At 70.2% G+C, this 17924-nt stretch carries 20 protein-coding genes and 1 pseudogene; 9 read left to right on the top strand and 12 right to left on the bottom strand.

What is annotated here, in order from left to right:
• The 5 genes and pseudogenes from ACIQOU_RS20540 to ACIQOU_RS20520 form a co-directional block, all read right to left on the bottom strand.
• Positions 1-341: pseudogene (locus ACIQOU_RS20540) on the bottom strand (IS982 family transposase); the annotation flags it as partial.
• A 62-nt stretch (positions 342-403) separates the two neighbouring features.
• The gene (locus ACIQOU_RS20535; RefSeq protein ID WP_401538205.1) at positions 404-1144 is read right to left on the bottom strand and encodes a TetR/AcrR family transcriptional regulator; all 741 of its coding nucleotides are present in this window, start codon (positions 1142-1144) and stop codon (positions 404-406) included.
• Positions 1145-1155: 11 nt separating this feature from the next.
• The gene (locus ACIQOU_RS20530; protein ID WP_401538203.1) at positions 1156-1665 is read right to left on the bottom strand and encodes a thiol-disulfide oxidoreductase DCC family protein; all 510 of its coding nucleotides are present in this window, start codon (positions 1663-1665) and stop codon (positions 1156-1158) included.
• Positions 1662-2069: a hypothetical protein gene (locus ACIQOU_RS20525; protein ID WP_401538202.1), complete on the bottom strand. Its 408-nt coding sequence runs from the start codon at positions 2067-2069 to the stop codon at positions 1662-1664. The genes ACIQOU_RS20530 and ACIQOU_RS20525 overlap by 4 nt, the downstream gene beginning before the upstream one ends.
• A gap of 94 nt (positions 2070-2163) precedes the next feature.
• Positions 2164-2574 carry a VOC family protein gene (locus ACIQOU_RS20520; RefSeq protein ID WP_401538201.1) on the bottom strand — a complete coding sequence of 137 codons (411 nt, stop codon included), beginning with the start codon at positions 2572-2574 and terminating at the stop codon, positions 2164-2166.
• A 130-nt stretch (positions 2575-2704) separates the two neighbouring features.
• Here ACIQOU_RS20520 and ACIQOU_RS20515 point away from each other — a divergent pair, with 130 nt between their 5' ends.
• The 3 genes from ACIQOU_RS20515 (at position 2705) to ACIQOU_RS20505 (ending at position 4185) form a co-directional block, all read left to right on the top strand.
• Positions 2705-3247 carry a TM2 domain-containing protein gene (locus ACIQOU_RS20515; RefSeq protein ID WP_401538200.1) on the top strand — a complete coding sequence of 181 codons (543 nt, stop codon included), beginning with the start codon at positions 2705-2707 and terminating at the stop codon, positions 3245-3247.
• A gap of 64 nt (positions 3248-3311) precedes the next feature.
• Positions 3312-3674, top strand: coding sequence for a DUF2752 domain-containing protein (locus ACIQOU_RS20510; RefSeq protein WP_401538199.1), 363 nt, complete (start codon positions 3312-3314; stop codon positions 3672-3674).
• Between the two features lie 247 nt (positions 3675-3921).
• On the top strand, positions 3922-4185 hold the full coding sequence (locus tag ACIQOU_RS20505) for a TM2 domain-containing protein (RefSeq protein ID WP_401538198.1): 264 nt from the start codon (positions 3922-3924) through the stop codon (positions 4183-4185).
• A 318-nt stretch (positions 4186-4503) separates the two neighbouring features.
• Here ACIQOU_RS20505 and ACIQOU_RS20500 read toward each other — a convergent pair whose 3' ends face one another.
• The 5 genes from ACIQOU_RS20500 to ACIQOU_RS20480 form a co-directional block, all read right to left on the bottom strand.
• Positions 4504-5277, bottom strand: a complete 774-nt coding sequence (locus ACIQOU_RS20500; protein ID WP_401538197.1) for a succinate dehydrogenase iron-sulfur subunit — start codon at positions 5275-5277, stop codon at positions 4504-4506.
• Positions 5277-7031 carry a succinate dehydrogenase flavoprotein subunit gene (gene sdhA / locus ACIQOU_RS20495; protein ID WP_401538195.1) on the bottom strand — a complete coding sequence of 585 codons (1755 nt, stop codon included), beginning with the start codon at positions 7029-7031 and terminating at the stop codon, positions 5277-5279. The genes ACIQOU_RS20500 and sdhA overlap by 1 nt, the downstream gene beginning before the upstream one ends.
• Positions 7032-7050: 19 nt before the next feature.
• Entirely contained in the window at positions 7051-7533 is a 483-nt protein-coding gene (locus ACIQOU_RS20490; protein WP_401538194.1) for a succinate dehydrogenase hydrophobic membrane anchor subunit, read from the bottom strand.
• Between the two features lie 5 nt (positions 7534-7538).
• Positions 7539-7994, bottom strand: coding sequence for a succinate dehydrogenase, cytochrome b556 subunit (gene sdhC / locus ACIQOU_RS20485; RefSeq protein WP_401538193.1), 456 nt, complete (start codon positions 7992-7994; stop codon positions 7539-7541).
• A 235-nt stretch (positions 7995-8229) separates the two neighbouring features.
• Complete coding sequence (locus tag ACIQOU_RS20480; RefSeq protein ID WP_401538192.1) at positions 8230-8766, bottom strand: 2-oxo-4-hydroxy-4-carboxy-5-ureidoimidazoline decarboxylase; 537 nt, start codon at positions 8764-8766, stop codon at positions 8230-8232.
• Positions 8767-8958: 192 nt separating this feature from the next.
• Here ACIQOU_RS20480 and ACIQOU_RS20475 point away from each other — a divergent pair, with 192 nt between their 5' ends.
• The 4 genes from ACIQOU_RS20475 (at position 8959) to ACIQOU_RS20460 (ending at position 13276) form a co-directional block, all read left to right on the top strand.
• Complete coding sequence (locus ACIQOU_RS20475; protein ID WP_401538191.1) at positions 8959-10587, top strand: glycoside hydrolase family 20 protein; 1629 nt, start codon at positions 8959-8961, stop codon at positions 10585-10587.
• A gap of 178 nt (positions 10588-10765) precedes the next feature.
• Positions 10766-11185 carry a hypothetical protein gene (locus ACIQOU_RS20470; protein WP_401538189.1) on the top strand — a complete coding sequence of 140 codons (420 nt, stop codon included), beginning with the start codon at positions 10766-10768 and terminating at the stop codon, positions 11183-11185.
• A gap of 412 nt (positions 11186-11597) precedes the next feature.
• A complete protein-coding gene (locus ACIQOU_RS20465) occupies positions 11598-12260 on the top strand; it encodes an RNA polymerase sigma factor (protein WP_401538188.1) in 663 nt (220 codons plus the stop codon).
• Positions 12260-13276 carry a hypothetical protein gene (locus tag ACIQOU_RS20460; protein ID WP_401538186.1) on the top strand — a complete coding sequence of 339 codons (1017 nt, stop codon included), beginning with the start codon at positions 12260-12262 and terminating at the stop codon, positions 13274-13276. Before ACIQOU_RS20465 ends, ACIQOU_RS20460 begins: the two co-directional genes overlap by 1 nt.
• A gap of 202 nt (positions 13277-13478) precedes the next feature.
• Here the strand turns inward: ACIQOU_RS20460 and ACIQOU_RS20455 are convergent, their stop codons facing one another.
• Positions 13479-14300, bottom strand: a complete 822-nt coding sequence (locus ACIQOU_RS20455; protein ID WP_401538185.1) for a L,D-transpeptidase family protein — start codon at positions 14298-14300, stop codon at positions 13479-13481.
• Between the two features lie 171 nt (positions 14301-14471).
• On the opposite strand from ACIQOU_RS20455, the gene leuE reads away from it, so the two are divergent.
• A complete protein-coding gene (gene leuE / locus ACIQOU_RS20450) occupies positions 14472-15122 on the top strand; it encodes a leucine efflux protein LeuE (RefSeq protein ID WP_401538184.1) in 651 nt (216 codons plus the stop codon).
• 437 nt (positions 15123-15559) lie between these two features.
• Here the strand turns inward: leuE and ACIQOU_RS20445 are convergent, their stop codons facing one another.
• Entirely contained in the window at positions 15560-16966 is a 1407-nt protein-coding gene (locus tag ACIQOU_RS20445) for an FAD-dependent monooxygenase (RefSeq protein ID WP_401538182.1), read from the bottom strand.
• 71 nt (positions 16967-17037) lie between these two features.
• Between ACIQOU_RS20445 and ACIQOU_RS20440 the strand changes: the two genes are divergently transcribed.
• Complete coding sequence (locus ACIQOU_RS20440) at positions 17038-17694, top strand: TetR/AcrR family transcriptional regulator C-terminal domain-containing protein (RefSeq protein ID WP_401538181.1); 657 nt, start codon at positions 17038-17040, stop codon at positions 17692-17694.
• Positions 17695-17924 lie beyond the last annotated feature (230 nt).

The raw sequence follows: 17924 nt of genomic DNA, 5'->3' as shown, positions 1-17924 counted from the left end.
GGCAGGGGGGTGGAGTCGATCAGCCGGAGGCTGTCGTGCCAGGTCGGCACCTGCCGGGCCAGGGCCTCGGTCACCTGCGAGATGAGCGGGCCGGCGGTGTTGAGGCGTTTGTTGTAGGCGGACTGCTGGGGCAGGTAGGGGAAGAGGTGTCCCAGCCGGGCGTGGGCGAAGCGCATCCAGTGCCGTGCGGAGGGGAAGCCCAGCAGGACCTGGGCGACTGCCAGGCACAGCAGTTCGGCGTCCGTCAGTTTCGGGGGTCGCCCGATCCGGCGACAAGGCGCCACATGGTCGTCGATGAACACGTACAGTGCCGTCAGAAGGGCGTCCAGGTCTGTCTTCACACACTGACCAACGGGCGCCCTTCGCCATGGTCGCTACCAGCACACACATCGGACTCACTCATCTAGTCCGCCTTTTCTCCGCGTGCCGGGTCACGCAAAACCCGTGTCATGCCGGGCAAGAAGTCCGTGAACAGCTCGTGCACCTCCAGCACCAGAGGCCGCAGCACCCGGAACCGAGCCAACGACACCCCACGGGCCGTGAGCTTCGCCCCCCGCTCGGCAAGCCGATAACTCCGCTCACGCCCCTCCGTCCGATCGAAGATCCAATACAGCACCAGCCCCATCTGGGACAGCCACATCAACTCCGGCAGAATCTCCCGAAGTTCCGGCGCCACCTTGGTCTTCGCGCCGAAGAGCACCTCCTTGTGCACGGCGATGGCAGCATCGCGCGCGTGCTCCGACTCCGGCGAGAACGGACTGAGCGGACTGTCCGGATCGGCCGCGTTCTTGAAGAACTGCACGGCGAACTCGTGGTACGGCCGAGCGATGTCCAGCCACACCGTCAGGACGCCCGCGAGCCGCGCCTCCAGATCCGTCTCCCGCTCCAGCACGCCCCGGACCGCCGCCTGGTGCTCGGCGGCGATCCGGTCGTAGAACCCCTGGATCAGGTGTTCCTTGCCGGCGAAGTAGTAGTAGGCGTTGCCGACCGACACCCCGGCCTCGTGGGCGATGGCCCGCATGGTCGTCTTGTCGTAGCCGCGTTCCTGGAACAGCCGCATCGCGGTCTCCAGGATCAGCGCGCGGGTCTGCTCGGACTTGCTGGGGGAGCCGGACCCGTCGGGACCGTCGTTCTTCGCTGACACGGGAAGAGAGCCTAGCGACTGGCGCAGGAGTCATCGACGCAGCCCGGCCCGGCGAACGACCAGCCCGAGCCCGGCTCGTACACCCACCCGTCCGCCCGCGCGTACGACCGCCCGCCCCACCGCGCCCCTTGCCGCGCCCCGCGCCACTTCGCGGCGGCCAGCACCGCCCCCTTGGCGAGCCGCGCCCCGGACGGCGTGGCGAACCGGTACGCCAGCGGCCGCTGCGCCCGCAGCGCCCACAGAACGACGATCCAGGCGGCCGTGTCCCGGTACACCTGCCCGGTGTCCCCGACGACGGTGACCTCCTCGAACGTCACCCGGTGATCGAGGTCGGGAAACCGCCGCCGCGCCTCGGCCGAACCGGCCGGCACCAGCTCCAGCGGCACCAGCTGCGGCTGCCGTTGCAGCCAGTCGCGCAGGAACGAGCAGAGCGAGCACTCGGCGTCGTAGAGAACGGTGAGCCCGCGGACCGGGACGCGCACCTCGGCGTCCCGGCCCTCGATCGCCCGCACGACCCTCACGCCCCGGTCGTCGGCGCGACCCAGCCCTGCGGCGCGACCGGCGGCAGCTGCTCCCGCTCCAGCACCCCGCGCCGCCGGATGCGGCTGAGGACATACACGTTGCCCAGATGCATCACGCCGAGCACCAGCAGCACCACGCCCAGCTTGGTCGAGAGCGCCTCGAAGATGCCCCGGGTGTCCCGGACGGCGCCGTCGCCGCTCAGGTAGAGGGCGACGAAACCGAGGTTGACCAGGTAGAAGCCGACCACCAGGAGGTGGTTGACGGCGTCGGCGAGCTTCTCGTCGCCGCGCAGCACGTCGGCGAGGAAGAACCGCCCGTTCTTGCTGAGCGTGCGGGCCACCCAGATCGTCAGACCGATGCTGACGAGCAGGTAGATGACGTAGGCGATGACCGTGCGGTCCATGCCCCCACCCCTTCTTGAACACGTTCAAAACGTTGACAGGGATGACTGTAGCCCTGTTTTTGAACGCGTTCAACCAAGAAGGGCGGGGCCTGCGTCACGGCCGGCGGCCCAGCTCCGGACGCTTCGAGTAGTCGGTGAATCCGATGACGTTCCCCCAGGGGTCGGCGATCTCGACGGTCCAGCCGGTGGCCACCGGGAACGGCTCGTCGAGCAGCGCGATCCCGGCCGCCCGCAGTGCCCGCGCCGCCTCGCGCACATCGCCCACCTCGATCCACACCCGGGCCGACGGCCACGGCGGTGTCCGGTGCCCGAGCGCCTCCTCGACCCGCAGCAGCAGCCCCGGCACCTCCCCGCCGACCTTCAGCACCGCGATCCCGGCCTCGTCCAGCCGGAACCCCACGGCGAACCCGGCCCGCTGGTAGAACCCCACGGCCTCACCGAGGTCCCCGACGGGCAACAGCACGTTGTCGAAACCGAGCAGCTCGTACGACTGATCATCTGACATGCGGTCAGATTAAGTGCCGTACCTACATGAACCCGGCATTTCCGGTGCGCGACTCCTGAACCCGCTGCACACTTCGGCAGAACCTGCTGCAAGATGGTGCGTTCATCGTCTGAGCCCACCGGAGTACCGCATGACCGACCAGCCGCCGCCCCCGCAGCCGCCCCAGCCCCCGCCCGGATACGGCTACCCCGGCCCCGATCCCGCCCCGGGCACCGGCAACCCGTTCGCCGCCCCGCAGGACGGCGGCCCCCCGAAGGACGGCCACGCCCCCGGCGGCTACGCGCAGGGCGGTTACGCCCCCGGCGGCTACCCGCCCCCTGGCGGTCACCCTCCGCCGGGTGGCTATCCGCCGGGTGGTTATCCGCAGGGCGGCTACCCGCCTCCCGGCGGCTACTTCCCGCCGCCCGGCACCTACACCGGCGACCCCAACGCCCCGTACGGGTACGACCAGTTCGGGCGGCCGTTCTCCGAGAAGTCGAAGATCGTCGCGGGTGTCCTGCAACTCTTCCTCGGCTCGCTCGGCGTCGGACGGTTCTACACCGGCCACATCGGCCTCGGCCTGGCCCAGCTGTTCACCTGCGGCGGCTGCGGCGTCTGGGCGCTCGTCGACGGCATCATCATGCTGACCAGCAACCAGATCACCGACTCCGACGGCCGTGTCCTGCGGAGCTGACGTGCCGGTCGGGCCGACTCAGCCACGTCAGCCGCATCAGCAGCGTCGGCCCCGGCATCCGGCGGTGACACCTCTCGCGGTGCTCGCCGCCGGGGCGGCCGCCGCGGCCTACCTCTACGGCACCGACCCGCACCAGCCGGGACACCTGCTGCCGCAGTGCCCGTTCCGGCTGCTCACCGGCCTGCTCTGCCCGGCGTGCGGCGGCACCCGCATGGTCTACGACCTGATGCACGGCCACTACGCCGCGGCCTGGCTGGACAACCGTCTGCTGCTGCTCGCCTCGCCCCTCGCGCTGGGCCTGCTCGGCCGCTGGACCTGGGAGGGGCTGCGCGGCCGACGCTGGCAGCCGGAGATCGGACGCTGGGGGCAGGCGGCGATCCTGGTGACCGCGGTGGCCTGGACGATCGCCCGCAACGTCGTCGGATAAGGCGGAATCCGGCGGGTCGGAGCACCCCGAACCCGCCCAATCCCCATGCGCGTTGACCGAATTCGATCACGGAACAGGAACGATCCCGCACTCCGGTACTAACAGCATCTTTACCTTCCCTAGACTTCCTTCACAGGGGGCTGGCGACGAGATCTCGTCGTGCAGGGCTGTCCCCTGCGCGTCCACCGGAGCAACCCCGTCTCGGGGCTCCGTCTTCTCGTCCCACCGCATCCCAGGAGCAACACCCATGTCCGTCCCCACTCCCCAGGCCCCGTTCGGCGTCGACCCCCAGGGCCGCCCGTACTCCTCGAAGTCCAAGATCGTCGCGGGCATCCTCCAGATCTTCCTGGGCTGCTTCGGCGTCGGCCGCTTCTACGTCGGTTCCGTCGGCGTGGGCGTCGCCCAGCTCCTGACCTGCGGTGGCCTCGGCTTCTGGGCGCTGATCGACGGCATCATCTTCCTCGTCAGCAACGACCGCACCGACAAGCAGGGCAACGTCCTGCGCGGCTGACCCACCCCGCCGCGCAAGCGGCGACGCACGCCCCGATCCCGGCGGTCCCGCTCACCCACGGACCGACCGGGATCGCGTCATTCCCCGCCCTCCGCAGACTTCCCGGCGCCGAGCACCTCGGAGACGTCGAGGACCACCTCGGCTCCATGAGCAGGTTGGCCTCCGCGATCAGCGCGTACTCCCCGTAGGGGTCCTCGACGGACGCAGCGGACATCTGGTGCCTCCTGCGGGCCTGTGTCGAGACCCCCTAGGGGACCGGACGGCCGAGAGGCCCCGTTTCCGGTGGAAACGGGGCCTCTCGGGGTGTTGGCGGTGGGGTCAGAAGCGGCGGGTGATCAGGGCCCGCTTCACTTCCTGGATCGCCTTGGTGACCTCGATGCCTCGGGGGCAGGCGTCCGTGCAGTTGAACGTGGTGCGGCAACGCCACACGCCGTCACGGTCGTTGAGGATCTCCAGGCGCTGCTCGCCCGCCTCGTCACGGCTGTCGAAGATGAAACGGTGCGCGTTGACGATCGCGGCCGGGCCGAAGTACTGGCCGTCGTTCCAGAAGACCGGGCAGGACGACGTGCAGGCGGCGCACAGGATGCACTTCGTCGTGTCGTCGAACCGCTCCCGGTCCTCCGCCGTCTGGAACCGCTCACGCGTCGGCTCGTTCGTGTCCTTCGTGATCAGGAACGGCATCACGTCCCGGTACGCCTGGAAGAACGGCTCCATGTCGACGACCAGGTCCTTCAGGACCGTCAGACCCTTGATGGGCTCGACCGTGATCGGCTTCTCCGGGGAGAGGTCCTTGATCAGCGTCTTGCAGGCGAGACGGTTCTTCCCGTTGATCCGCATCGCGTCCGAGCCGCAGATCCCGTGGGCGCAGGAGCGCCGGAAAGTCAGCGTGCCGTCGATGTCCCACTTGATCTTGTGGAGGCCGTCGAGGACGCGTTCCTTCGGGTCGATCTCCAGCTGGAAGTCCTCCCAGACCGCTTCCGAGGAGACCTCGGAGTTGAAGCGGCGGATGCGGAAGGTGACCGTGATGTACGGGGAGTCGGCGAAACCGGGCTCGGGGGCCGCGTCAGCCTTCTCCAGAACAGGGGTAGCCATCAGTACTTACGCTCCATCGGCTGGTAGCGGGTCTGGACGACCGGCTTGTAGTCGAGACGGATGGACTCGGTGCCGTCGTCGCCGACCTCGCGGTACGCCATGGTGTGGCGCATGAAGTTGACGTCGTCGCGGTTGGGGTAGTCCTCGCGGTAGTGGCCGCCGCGGGACTCCTTGCGGGCCAGCGCGGAGACGGCCATGACCTCGGCCAGGTCGAGCAGGTTGCCCAGCTCGACGGCTTCGAGGAGGTCCGTGTTGAACCGCCGGCCCTTGTCCTGGACCGAGACGTTGCGGTACCGCTCGCGCAGCTCCGCGATCTTCTCGACCGCCGTCTTGATGGTCTGCTCGGTGCGGAACACCATGACGTTGGCGTCCATGGTCTCCTGCAACTCGCGGCGCAGCACCGCCACCCGCTCGGTGCCGGTGGACTCACGCAGCCGTTCGATCTGCGCGACGACCAGCTCCGCCGGGTTCTTCGGCAGCTCGACGTACTCCGCCGTCTGGCTGTACTCGGCCGCCGCGATGCCCGCCCGGCGCCCGAACACGTTGATGTCCAGGAGGGAGTTGGTGCCCAGCCGGTTGGCGCCGTGCACGGAGACACAGGCGACCTCGCCGGCCGCGTACAGACCCGGGACGACGGTGGTGTTGTCGCGCAGGACCTCACCCTCGACGTTGGTCGGGATGCCGCCCATGGCGTAGTGCGCGGTCGGCTGGATCGGGATCGGGTCCGTGTACGGCTCGATGCCCAGGTAGGTGCGCGCGAACTCGGTGATGTCCGGGAGCTTCGCGTCGAGCTGCTCCGGCGGGAGGTGGGTGAGGTCGAGGTAGACGTGGTCGCCCTCGGGACCGCAGCCGCGGCCCTCCCGGATCTCCGTGTAGATGGAGCGGGACACGACGTCACGGGACGCGAGGTCCTTCATGACCGGCGCGTACTTCTCCATGAAGCGCTCGCCGTCCTTGTTGCGCAGGATGCCGCCCTCACCGCGGGCGCCCTCCGTCAGCAGGATGCCCATGCGCCAGATGCCGGTCGGGTGGAACTGGAAGAACTCCATGTCCTCCAGCGGCAGCCCGCGCCGGTACACCGCGGCCTGGCCGTCACCGGTCAGGGTGTGCGCGTTCGACGTCACCTTGAAGAACTTGCCGCAGCCGCCGGACGCGTAGATCACGGCCTTCGCCTGGAAGACGTGGATCTCGCCGGTCGCCAGCTCGTACGCGACGACGCCCGCCGACCGCTTGACCCCGTCGACCTCGACGATCAACTGGTCCAGGACGTAGAACTCGTTGAAGAACTCCACGCCCTCCTTCACGCAGTTCTGATACAGCGTCTGGAGGATCATGTGGCCGGTGCGGTCGGCCGCGTAGCAGGACCGGCGGACCGGGGCCTCGCCGTGGTTGCGGCTGTGCCCGCCGAAGCGGCGCTGGTCGATCGTCCCGTCGGGCGTCCGGTTGAACGGCAGACCCATCTTCTCCAGGTCGAGAACGGAGTCGATGGCCTCCTTCGCGAGGATCTCGGCGGCGTCCTGGTCGACCAGGTAGTCACCGCCCTTGACCGTGTCGAAGGTGTGCCACTCCCAGTTGTCCTCCTCCACGTTGGCGAGCGCGGCGGCCATGCCGCCCTGCGCCGCGCCCGTGTGGGAGCGGGTGGGGTACAGCTTCGTGAGCACGGCGGTGCGGCTGCGCTTCGTCGACTCGATGGCCGCGCGCATACCGGCGCCGCCCGCGCCGACGATGACGGTGTCGTATTTGTGGATCTTCATGATTCTCGCAGCCCCGTGCCTAGCGGATGTTCGGGTCGAAGGTGAAGATCACCAGCGAGCCCAGCAGGATGGTGAACACCGTGGCGGTGTAGAGCAGGCCCTTGAGCCAGAGCCGGGTGTTCGCGCGTTCCGCGTAGTCGTTGATGACCGTGCGCAGGCCGTTGGCCCCGTGCAGCATCGCGAGCCAGAGCATCAGCAGGTCCCAGACCTGCCAGAACGGCGAGGCCCAGCGGCCGGCCACGAAGGCGAAGCCGATCTTGGAGACGCCGCCGTCGAGGACCAGCTGGATCAGCAGGTGACCCAGGACCAGGACGACCAGCACGACACCGGACAGCCGCATGAACAGCCAGCCGTACATCTCGAAGTTGCCCCGGGTGGACTTCGGGGACTTCTTGGTGCGCTGACGCGGGGCCTCGATGAGGGGCGCCGGGTGGTCGACGTCGTAGAGGTGGGCGCCCTCGACGGGGCCCACGCCGGACGCGGTGGATTCGGTGGTGGACATCGGCGTCAGCTCCCGAACAGTTCACGAGCGGCGTGGCCGAGAACGGGGTAGATCGCCCCGAGCATCAGCACCAGCCAGAGGCCCACGACGGACCAGAGCATCTGCTTCTGGTAGCGCGGGCCCTTCGACCAGAAGTCGACGGCGATGACGCGCAGGCCGTTGAGCGCGTGGAAGAGGATGGCGGCGACGAGGCCGTACTCCAGACACGCGACGAGTGGGGTCTTGTACGTGGCTACGACCTTGTCGTAGTCCTCGGGGGAGACACGGACGAGTGCGGTGTCCAGCACGTGAACGAACAGGAAGAAGAAGATGAGGACGCCGGTGACTCGATGAGCCACCCAGGACCACATTCCTTCCCGGCCGCGGTACAGCGTTCCAGCCGGCACGGAAGCCCTCCGGGAGCGGGGATTGAGAGCCGCGCCGGCTTCTCTGTCGGTCGGGCCCGGCCGGGTACGGTCCACCGGCCCCCAGCATCGTAGCCATGTGCCGGCGCGAGCTTTGCGGTGGGCCTACCTGTGTGATCAAAGTGGCATGCGTTTGAGTGATCCTTGCGGCATCTGGGGCGGGTATTTCCCATATGGGCCGGGTGCGGGTTCGTGGCTGGTCGCGCCCACGCGGCGGAGCCGCATATCGATACAGCCCCGCGCCCCTTATCGGCGTTGGAGTGGTCGTTGCTCGAACAGGTGCCCGTGTCCCTTACTTGCTCGCGGCGCCCAGGTGGGTGGTCAGGCGGTCTCTGGCCAGGCGGCGGAGTTGGTCCGCTGCTACCGCTCGCTCTTTTTCCGGGTCGTGGGAGAGACGGGTGTGGATGGTGGTGAGGACGTGGTTGAGACACTCGTCCGGCGTAACGGTGGCCAGGCTGATGACGAAGGCGTGGCCGAAGCGGGTCTCGTAGGCCGCGTGGGCTGCCCCCAGGGCCAGATGGGCGGCCTCGTACATGTCCGTGGGCAGGGCCGGGAGGGTCTCGGCGGCCAGCGCCTGGGTGAGGTCGGTCGGGCTGAGGTCGTAGGCCGCCTCGTCCGCCGCCGCGAGGAGGGCGTCCAGGTCGGGGTAGGGGCGGTGGGCCGCGACGCGGTGCGTCCAGCGGGTGCTGTTCAGACAGCTCGCCAGGAAGCGGTGGGCGTCGTCCTCGGCCGCCGTGTTGAAGGCGTGCAGGGCCGTCGGGGACGGGGTGCGCGGCTGCTCGGGGAGCGCGGGTATGGCGACTCGGCCAGGAAGGTGTGTGGGCGTCACAGGTGTTTCGGCGGAGAGGGATGGGAGAGGTGTGGCGGACACGTTAGCGACAGGTGGGCCCGCGTGTCCGACAGATGCCCGAATTTCACCCAGTGGAAAGAGTTCCGGGTTCGGGGCCGGGCTGCGGGCACCTCGTAGGGGCCCTACGTTGGCGATGTGAGCCAGCACAGGCGCCGTGCAGCGGCGCGGAACGTGAAGCGTAGGCGGGCCGTCGTCGGAGCGGCCTTCGCCGGGACCGTCGTCCTCGGGGCCGGCGTCGGGGTGTGGGCCTCCGGCGGCGCAGGCGGCAACGGCACGCGGGCGCCCTCCGAGGAACGGACCGCGGCGTCCAACGCCGACCCCGGCCTCGCCGCCACCCCGTCCGCGAGCGCGAAACCGAGCCCCAGCCGCTCGTACCCGCTCTCGCAGGCGCCCCGCACGATCCCCGCCGTCGGTTCGCACACCGCCGCGCGCGGGCCCGGCTGGCGCCCCGCGAAGGGGCAGCGGGTCGTGGTGGACGACGACACGCTGGCGGACGAGGGGAAGCTGCTCGCCTCCGAACTGGGCCTGTCCTACGCGGGCCGCACGAGCGACGTGCGCGCCGGTGACGTCCGCCTCGCGATATCCGGCGGCAAGGGCGCGAACCCGGAGTCGTACACGATGACCGTGAGCGGCGGGCGGGTGAACATCAGCGGGCCCGCCGACTCGGGCGTGTTCTACGGCACCCGCACCCTCAAGCAGGAGGTGCACGGCGGCGGCACGGCGCCGGAGGGCGTGGTCAAGGACCAGCCCGCCAAGCAGATACGCGGCTTCATGCTGGACATAGCCCGCAAGGATTTCTCCGAGTCCTGGATCGAGGACCGGGTCCGTGAACTGGGCGACCTCAAGTACAACGAACTGGGCCTGCACTTCTCCGACGACCAGGGTTTCCGCATCCAGTCGAAGACCCACCCGGAGATCGTGTCGAAGGTGCACCTCACCCAGGCGCAGGTCACGAAGATCATCAAGCTGGCGGAGAGCCGGCACATCACCGTCGTGCCCGAGATCGACTCCCCGGGACACCTGGGCGCCGTCATCACCGCCCACCCCGATCTGCAACTGCGCAACGCCCAGGGCGTGGCCACCAAGGGCGCCGTCGACATCTCGAAACCGGCCGCCGCCGCCCTCGTCGACGACCTGCTGAACGAGTTCGCCGGGCTGTTCCCCGGCAAGCAGTGGAACCTTGGCGGCGACGAGTACCAGGCGCTCACCGTCGCCAACCCGCAGGCGTCCTTCCCGCAGCTCGCCAGCGCCGCCCGCGCCAAGTACGGCTCCGGCGGCACCGTCGCCGACCTGGCCACGGGCTGGCTGAACGACCGCGCCGACACCATCCGCGCCCACAGTCGCACCATGCGCGCCTGGAACGACGGTTTCCTGACGGGAACGTCCGTGCAGCCCGCCAAGGATCTCCAGGTCGCCTACTGGACCGGCAAGGAGCTGGGCGCCCGAGCGCCGGTCGAGTATCTGAGCGCGGGACGGAAGGTCGTCAACTACAACGACGAGTTCCTGTACTACGTGCTCGGGCAGCCGAACACGTTCGTCTATCCGACGGGACAGCGCATCTACGAGCAGTGGACGCCGTTGGTGGTGCGCGGCACGGGGGCGGTGCCCGCCAGGTACGACGGCCAGATCCTCGGCGGCACCTTCGCGGTCTGGTGCGACCTCGCCAACTCGCAGACCGAGGCGCAGGTCGCGGCCGGCATCCGGATGCCGTTGCGGGCGACGGTCCAGAAACTGTGGGACAGCGGGAAACCGGACCTGACGTGGACACAGTTCACGTCCCTGGCCAACAGCCTGGGCTGACCCCGCCCGCTCGACGGCCCCCTCCCTCCATCAACGGACTCCTTCCCCCAGGGCAAACCCCTTCCCCTGGGGGAATCGTGTGAGCGTCGTGCGCGGTCGGTGGGGCGGTCCTGCACCGGTCCGGGGCAGTCCGCCGAATCCCTGTGACGAAACGGTTCTCCAGAGCGCTGTCCCTGGTGTGACAGCGCACTTCAGGACAGCAGAGGCAGCAGCGGAACCCCACCACGACCGGCCCAGCGCCGCCGTCAAACCCTCCCGGTGGGCCGCCGACGTCGTGGCGACCATGCGGGAGGGGGCGCGGCTGCGGCTCGACTACTCGGCGCAGAGCCTGTGGCGCGTCGACCGCATCATCGACGACCTGCGCCGCGAGGACACCCCGTACGTCGCCGTCGAGGGCGTCCTGCGCGGGTTCGGGGCGTACGCCGGTGAGGTCATCGCGCGGCGCACCGGCGGTGAGTGGTGGGCGACCGGCGGCGATCACTGGCTCCGCACCCCGGACGGCCGCCTCTGGGACCCCATCGACGAGGCCCGACGCCGCTTCACCGGGGATGGCTCCCTGCGGCTGCTGTGCCGCGACGCGGTGGGGGCGGGGGAGTAGCGGGGCGGCGGGGGAACGGCGGCGAAGTCGCCGGTGGGGTGGGGTGGTTGAGGCGGGGGCCATCCCCGCAGGCGCGGGGCCGATAACTCACTGGACACGATGGACGCGTAGCCGTACGGGCCATCCCCGCGTGTGTGGTGGAGCAGGCCGAGGGGCTGGTGGGCGGGAATACCCGGCAACGGCCGGACCGCCACCCCCCACAGGAGAGGTCCGGCCGTCGCGCGGTGCGGGCCGCGCGGCGGCCCGTACTTTGTTCAGCGCCGGGAGTGCGTTTTCTGTCACACCCTGGGCCGTCGTACCGGGTACGGACATGGACGAGCAGCGGTTTCAGGTCGTAACGTGCTTTTCGCGCCGGGCGCGGGGCGGCTCAGCGTGTCCGCGGCCATCGGCCATCTTCGACTGAGGAATCACGGTGCTGGGGGACGACGCGGAGTTGACCGCCGCGGTGCGTGCGGCACAGGACGGGGACGAGACCGCGTTCCGGACTGTGTACCGGTCGGTGCACCCGCGGCTGCTGAGCTACGTGCGGACACTGGTCGGCGACGCGGACAGCGAGGACGTGACCTCCGAGGCCTGGCTCCAGATCGCCCGTGACCTGGAACGTTTCGACGGCGACGCCGACCGTTTCCGGGGCTGGGCGGCCCGCGTCGCCCGCAACCGCGCCCTGGACCACCTCCGGATGCGTGGCCGCCGCCCCGCCATCGGCGGCGACGAGACCGAACTGACCGGCCGGGCCGCCGACTCCGACACCGCCGGTGAGGCCATCGAGGCCCTCGGCACCGACCGGACCCTCTCCCTCATCGCGCGGCTGCCGCAGGACCAGGCGGAGGCCGTCGTGCTGCGGGTCGTCGTCGGCCTCGACGCCAAGACCGCCGCCGCGACCCTCGGCAAACGGCCCGGCGCCGTCCGCACCGCCGCCCACCGGGGTCTGAAACGGCTCGCCGAACTCCTCGGCGACGATCCGGAATCGGCCGGCGTGCTCGACGCGCTGCCGCCCCAGCGAGAACCGCGCGATCACGCGGTGACGTCCGCGAGTGTGACGGATACGCGTGCGCGGACGCAGAAGGACATGTGATGGCCGACGAGCAGTACCGGTGGCTGGACCGTGCGACAGCGGAGATCCTGCTGCGCGGAGAGTCCCTCGAACCCGTCCCCGCCGACACCCGTGACCAGGCCGAACGGCTCGCGCGGACGCTGGAGGCGCTGACCGCCGAGCCCGTCAAACCCGACGTCGAACTCCCCGGCGAGGCCGCCGCGTTGGCCGCCTTCCGCGCCGCCCGCGCCACCGCGTCCAGGCCCGCCCCGCCGCACCCCTCCGACGCCGGTCCGATCCGGATCGACGGTCCTGAACGGAATTCCGGGCGCCCCCGGTGGAGCCGTCCCTTCCGGTTCGGGCTCACGGCCGTGCTGGCCGTCGGGATGGCGGGCGGGGCCGCCGTCGCCGCGACCAGCGGGGTGCTGCCCGCGCCGTTCGACGACGCCCCGTCGCGCCCCGTCGCCTCCGCCTCGGTCGCGTCCACCCCGCAACGTCCGCTGCTGTCACCGTCGTCGCGCTCCGCGCTGCCCGAGCCGACGTCCGGGGTCCCGACCTCGCGCGCCCCGCACGGGGACACCCGGGGCACGCCCTCGCCGGGCGGCGACCGCGCCGCCGGGCAGTGGGACGGCGCCCTGTCCGCCTGCCGTGACGTGCGCGCCGGCAAGGAACTCTCCGCCGACCGCAGACGCGCCCTCAAGGACGCGGCCGGGGGCACGGGCCGCGTCCGCACCTACTGCACGTCCCTCGCCGCCGACCCCACCACCACCGGCCGGGGCCGCACCGGAACGGACGGCGGCACCCGCGCCGACCGCCAGACCGACCAGAGCGACGACGAAGGGCATCACATAACCCCGGGCAGCAAGGGCAGCAAGGGCAGCAAGGGCAGCAAGGGGATTAAGGGTGATGTGGGGGATGGGGGCAGTAAAGGGGGCAAAAGCAGCAAAAGCGCTAAAGGTGGTAAAGGGCGCGAGAGTGGTGAAGGTGGCAACGGGGGCGACGGGGGCGACCGTGGTGGTGCCGGTCGGGATCGGGGTGGGCGGGCTCGGGCCGGGTGACCTGCGGGTTCTTCCTCGTCTCGGGGGGTTGCGGACGATCTTGGCCAACTGGTGTGACGTTTTCGGTCGTACCGGCGCAGTAGTGAGTGGGCCGACTGGTCATCGGCCGTCGCATGAGCCGGGGGTTCCCCCCGTACCCACGGCTCGTGCAACCTGGCGCGGGCGGGACACGTTCCCCCGGTCCCGTCCGCGCCCCATACGTTCACCCGTGGACGACGACCTTGTCGCCGTCGCGGACCTGGCCGTACAGGGCGGCGATCGCCGTTTCGTCGCGGACGTTGACGCAGCCGTGCGAGCCGCCCGCGTAGCCCCGGGCCGCGAAGTCGTACGAGTAGTGCACGGCCTGGCCGCCGCTGAAGAACATCGCGTACGGCATCGACGAGTCGTACAACGTCGACCAGTGGTGGCGCGACTTCCAGTAGACGTGGAACACGCCCTCCCGGGTCGGTGTGCCCGTCGCTCCGAAGCGCACGGCCATCGTCGACACGGTTCGGCCGTCGATCATCCAGCGCAGGGTTCTGCTGGCCTTGTCGATGCAGAGCACGCGTCCGGTCAGGCAGCGCGGGTCCGGTGGGCCCGGCGGTTGGCCGCCCATCAGGTAGAGGTCCCAAGTGCCGGGCTCGCGGGACATGTCGACCAGTCGTTGCCAGGTGACGGTGTCCATGACGCCGGTGCGGGGCAGGCCCCGTTTGCCCTGGAAACCGCTGACGGCGCGTGCGGTGAGGTCGTCGTAGGTGCCGGTGGGGCCGTCGTAGAGCCACTCCGTCTGGCGCAGCCGGGCCTGGAGTGCGCGCACGTCCGGTCCGGTGTCGCCGGGTGACCAGAGGGTGCGGGGGGTGTCGGGCGTGACTGCGGCGTTCGACGGGGGTGTGGGGGTGGGGAGTTGGAGGTGCACGGGGTAGGTGGGCTTGTTGTCGGGGGTGCCTGTGCTGGTGCCGGGTAGGGGTTGCACGGTGCAGGCGCACAAGGTTGCCAGCAGCGCGGCTGCGAGTGCGGCTGCGGTGGTGTGCCTTCTGCTGCGCATCGCGGGCCTCCGTGGTCGTCCTGGCTCTGCTCCGGCCGTGCCAACTCGGATGCTGCCCACGGGGGTCGGGCCGTGAACTGTGGCGGGCGGTGATGTCCGGGACCGCACGGTCAGACCCGCGTGACTGTCAGACCTCTGTGACTGTCAGACCCCCGTGCAAGACTCGTTTCCATGTTCGGTGTCATCGATCTGCCCACCTATCTGGCCGGCCTCGCCCTGATCGTCCTGCTGCCCGGTCCCAACTCCCTCTACGTCCTGTCCGTCGCCGCCCGGCGCGGGGTGCGCTCGGGGTACACGGCCGCCGCCGGTGTCTGGTGCGGGGACACCGTGCTGATGACGCTCTCCGCGGCCGGGGTGGCCTCGCTGCTCCAGGGGAACGCGGTGCTGTTCGGGATCGTGAAGTATGCGGGCGCGGGGTATCTGACGTGGCTCGCGGTCGGGATGCTGCGGGGGGCTTGGAGTATGTGGCGGGCTCGGCGTGAGCGGGTTGCCGAGCGGGGCGGGGAGGCTTCGCCTGGGGAGGAACGGCCGTTCAAGCGGGCGTTTTTCGTGAGCCTCGTCAATCCGAAGGCGATTCTGTTTTACGTGGCCTTTTTTGTGCAGTTCGTCGATCCTGCGTATGCGTATCCGGCGTTGTCGTTCGTTGTGCTCGGGGTTTTTGCGCAGGTGGCGAGTTTTGTGTATCTCAGTGCGTTGATATTTGGGGGGACTCGGTTGGCTGCGGTGTTTCGGCGGCGGCGGGGGTTGTCTGCGGCGGGTAGCTCCGCTGCGGGGGTGTTGTTCTTGGGGTTTGCGGCGAAATTGACTGTCGCCAGCTCTTGAGGTGGGCGGGGTGAGGGGCTTGCCCCTGGGGTGAGTGCGGCTGGGCCGGGGTGGGGGTGCGCAGTTCCCCGCGCCCCTTGAGGGGTTGTGTGTCGGGTGCGGCGCCGTGGGGGCTGGTCGCGCAGTTCCCCGCGCCCCTAGAAGACCGGTTCGTGGTTGCGTGCGGCGCCGTGGGGGCTGGTCGCGCCCGCGCGGCGGAGCCGCATATTGATACGGCCCCGCGCCCCTGGAAGACCGGTTCGTGGTTGGGTGCGGGGTCGTGGGGGCTTGTCGCGCCCGCGCGGCGGAGCCGCATATTGATACGGCCCCGCGCCCCTTAACGGCGTGGCCGGGCCGTGTGTTGACAGGGGCCCGGCGCTCCTCAATCCGGTTTGCCGGGCCGTGTGTTGACGGGAGTCCGGCGCTTCTCAGTCGGCGTTGTTGGGGCGTCTTTCCGGTCAGGGCTGCGGGGGTGGGGGGAGGGAGGTTTCTTTGGTGTAGGTGTGTAGGGAATCGGGGGTTGTTCCTGTCCAGGCTATGTAGCCGTCTGGGCGGATCAGGTAGAGGCCTGGGGTGTACGGGGGTGGGGGTGGGCCCGTGAGGGTGGGGAGGTCTTTGATCGGCGGAGGCGGGGTGTCGAGGGACAGCAGGGTCCAGTGCGGGCCCCTGAACGCGTCGAAGAGACGGGTGCCCGCGACCGTGGCATCCGGGGCCCGGTCTCCCGCCCGGACGGGGCCCGGATCGGCGCGGGTTTCCCGGGTGAGGGGCGATTCCCGGTAGGACAGGCCCAGTTGGCGGGTGGCCGCGCCTCGGCGGACCGTGCCGCGGTGGACGCCGGTCGAGATGCCGAGCATGCTCGCGGCGATCGGGCGGCGCTCCTCCTCGTAGGTGTCCAAGAGGGTGGCCGGTGCCCCGCCGGTGAGGACCGCGCCCAGCTTCCAGCCCAGGTTGTAGGCGTCCTGGACGCTGGTGTTGAGGCCCTGGCCGCCGGCCGGGGAGTGCACGTGGGCCGCGTCCCCGGCGAGGAAGACCCGGCCGGACCGGAAACGGTCGGCGAGGGCCGCGCGGGGGCGGAAGTCGGAGGCCCAGCCGACCTCGGTGACGGCGTCGGCCGTGAGATGGGAGCGGGTGGCGACGACCGCCCGGACACCCTCGGGGGAGAGGTCGACCGTGCTGCCCTCCGGGAAACTCGCCGTGACCTGGAAGTCGTCCGTGCCGGCCAGCGGGCAGATCGCCAGGTAACCGTCCGGGGCGTCCGTGAACACGTGCCAGTGGGTCCGGGGCAGCCCGGTGATCCTCGCGTCCGCGACCAGCATCGGGTGCGGATCGACCTGTTCGCCGGTCATCGCGATGTCCAGCGCCCGGCGGACCGTCGACCGGCCCCCGTCGGCGGCCACCGCGTAACGCGCCCGCAGACTCACGCCGTTCGCGAAGGACAGCGTGACGCCGTGCTCGTCCTGGGAGAGGCCGCTGACCTCGTGGCGGAAGGCGATCCGGCCGCCCAACTCCGTCAGCCGGTCGGACAGGATCTGCTGGGTGCGCCACTGCGGCACCATCCAGGGCTCCAGGTACGGGGAGTCCTCGGTCTCCTCCGCCGGGTCGAACATGGCACGTTCCTCGGCCGGTTCGCCGTTCCGCCAGAAGAGCTGGGTGGGGTAGGGGCCGCCCGCCGCCCTGATCGCGGAGATCACGCCCAGGTCGTCGAAGACCTCCATCGTGCGGGGCTGGAGGCCCTTGCCGCGTGACCCCGGGAACAGGCCAGGCGCCTTCTCCACCACCAGCGCCGCCACCCCGCGCCGGGCCAGGTCGATGCCCAGGGTGAGGCCGGTCGGGCCCGCGCCCACGATCACCACATCGGTGTCCATGGCACGCCTCCTTAACGTCGTTAAGCTCCGTTGCTCACCAGAGTGCCCTTAACGCTGTTAAGGTGTCAAGTGTGAGTACGGAACGACGCACCCCCCTCGACCGCAAGCGGGTCGCCGACACCGCCCTGACGCTCCTGAACGACGTCGGGCTCGACGGGCTGACCCTGCGGGCCATCGCCAAGGAGCTGGACGTCAAGGCGCCCGCCCTCTACTGGCACTTCAAGGACAAGCAGGCCCTGCTCGACGAGATGGCGACGGAGATGTACCGGCGGATGGTCGCGGCCACGCCCCTCGATCCCGCCGACACCTGGCAGGAACGGCTGCTCAAGTCCAACCGCGGGCTGCGCACCGCCCTGCTCGGCTACCGCGACGGCGCCCGCGTCTTCAGCGGCTCCCGTTTCACCGGCATCGAGCACGCCGAGCAGCTGGAGGACACCCTGCGGCTCCTCGTCGACGCCGGTTTCTCACTCGGCCGGGCCGCCCGCGCCGCCTCCACGACCTACCTCTTCACCCTCGGCTTCGTCACCGAGGAACAGGGCGTCCAGCCCATGCCCGGCGAACGCCGCGACGGCTACGACATCCCCACCCGCGCCGCCCGTCTCACCGACTTCCCCCTGGCAGCAGCCGCCGGCCCCGAACTCTTCACCGACTACACCCCCCACTTCGAGGAAAGCCTCCACCTCATCCTCACCGGCATCGAGGCGACCTACGGGAGTACAGGGTCCTGACCAGAATCTCCGGACTCCCGTCAACACGCGTCCGGGCAACGCCGGTTGAGGAGCGCCGGGCTCCTGTCAATACACGGCGCAGCAACGCCGCCAAGGGGCGCGGGGCTGTGTCGATATGCGGCTCCGCCGCGTGGGCGCGACCAGCCACAACGGCGCCGCAGCCGAACGAACAACCCGTTCTCACCGCCACGGCGCCGCAGCCGAACGAACAACCCGTTCCCTCCCCCCCC

This window comes from Streptomyces sp. NPDC091279 (genome assembly GCF_044757465.1).
Taxonomy (GTDB): Bacteria; Actinomycetota; Actinomycetes; order Streptomycetales; family Streptomycetaceae; genus Streptomyces.
Note: the sequence above shows the minus strand (reverse complement) of the source record. Positions and strands in the feature narration are given on the sequence as shown.

Excerpts from the sequence above, each read along its gene's own strand:
- ACIQOU_RS20525 (WP_401538202.1), bottom strand. The coding sequence starts at position 2,069 with ATGGACCGCACGGTCATCGCCTACGTCATCTACCTGCTCGTCAGCATC.
- ACIQOU_RS20520 (WP_401538201.1), bottom strand. The coding sequence starts at position 2,574 with ATGTCAGATGATCAGTCGTACGAGCTGCTCGGTTTCGACAACGTGCTG.
- ACIQOU_RS20515 (WP_401538200.1), top strand. The coding sequence starts at position 2,705 with ATGACCGACCAGCCGCCGCCCCCGCAGCCGCCCCAGCCCCCGCCCGGA.
- ACIQOU_RS20505 (WP_401538198.1), top strand. The coding sequence starts at position 3,922 with ATGTCCGTCCCCACTCCCCAGGCCCCGTTCGGCGTCGACCCCCAGGGC.
- ACIQOU_RS20500 (WP_401538197.1), bottom strand. The coding sequence starts at position 5,277 with ATGGCTACCCCTGTTCTGGAGAAGGCTGACGCGGCCCCCGAGCCCGGT.
- sdhA (WP_401538195.1), bottom strand. The coding sequence starts at position 7,031 with ATGAAGATCCACAAATACGACACCGTCATCGTCGGCGCGGGCGGCGCC.
- ACIQOU_RS20490 (WP_401538194.1), bottom strand. The coding sequence starts at position 7,533 with ATGTCCACCACCGAATCCACCGCGTCCGGCGTGGGCCCCGTCGAGGGC.
- ACIQOU_RS20460 (WP_401538186.1), top strand. The coding sequence starts at position 12,260 with ATGGCCGACGAGCAGTACCGGTGGCTGGACCGTGCGACAGCGGAGATC.
- ACIQOU_RS20455 (WP_401538185.1), bottom strand. The coding sequence starts at position 14,300 with ATGCGCAGCAGAAGGCACACCACCGCAGCCGCACTCGCAGCCGCGCTG.
- leuE (WP_401538184.1), top strand. The coding sequence starts at position 14,472 with ATGTTCGGTGTCATCGATCTGCCCACCTATCTGGCCGGCCTCGCCCTG.
- ACIQOU_RS20445 (WP_401538182.1), bottom strand. The coding sequence starts at position 16,966 with ATGGACACCGATGTGGTGATCGTGGGCGCGGGCCCGACCGGCCTCACC.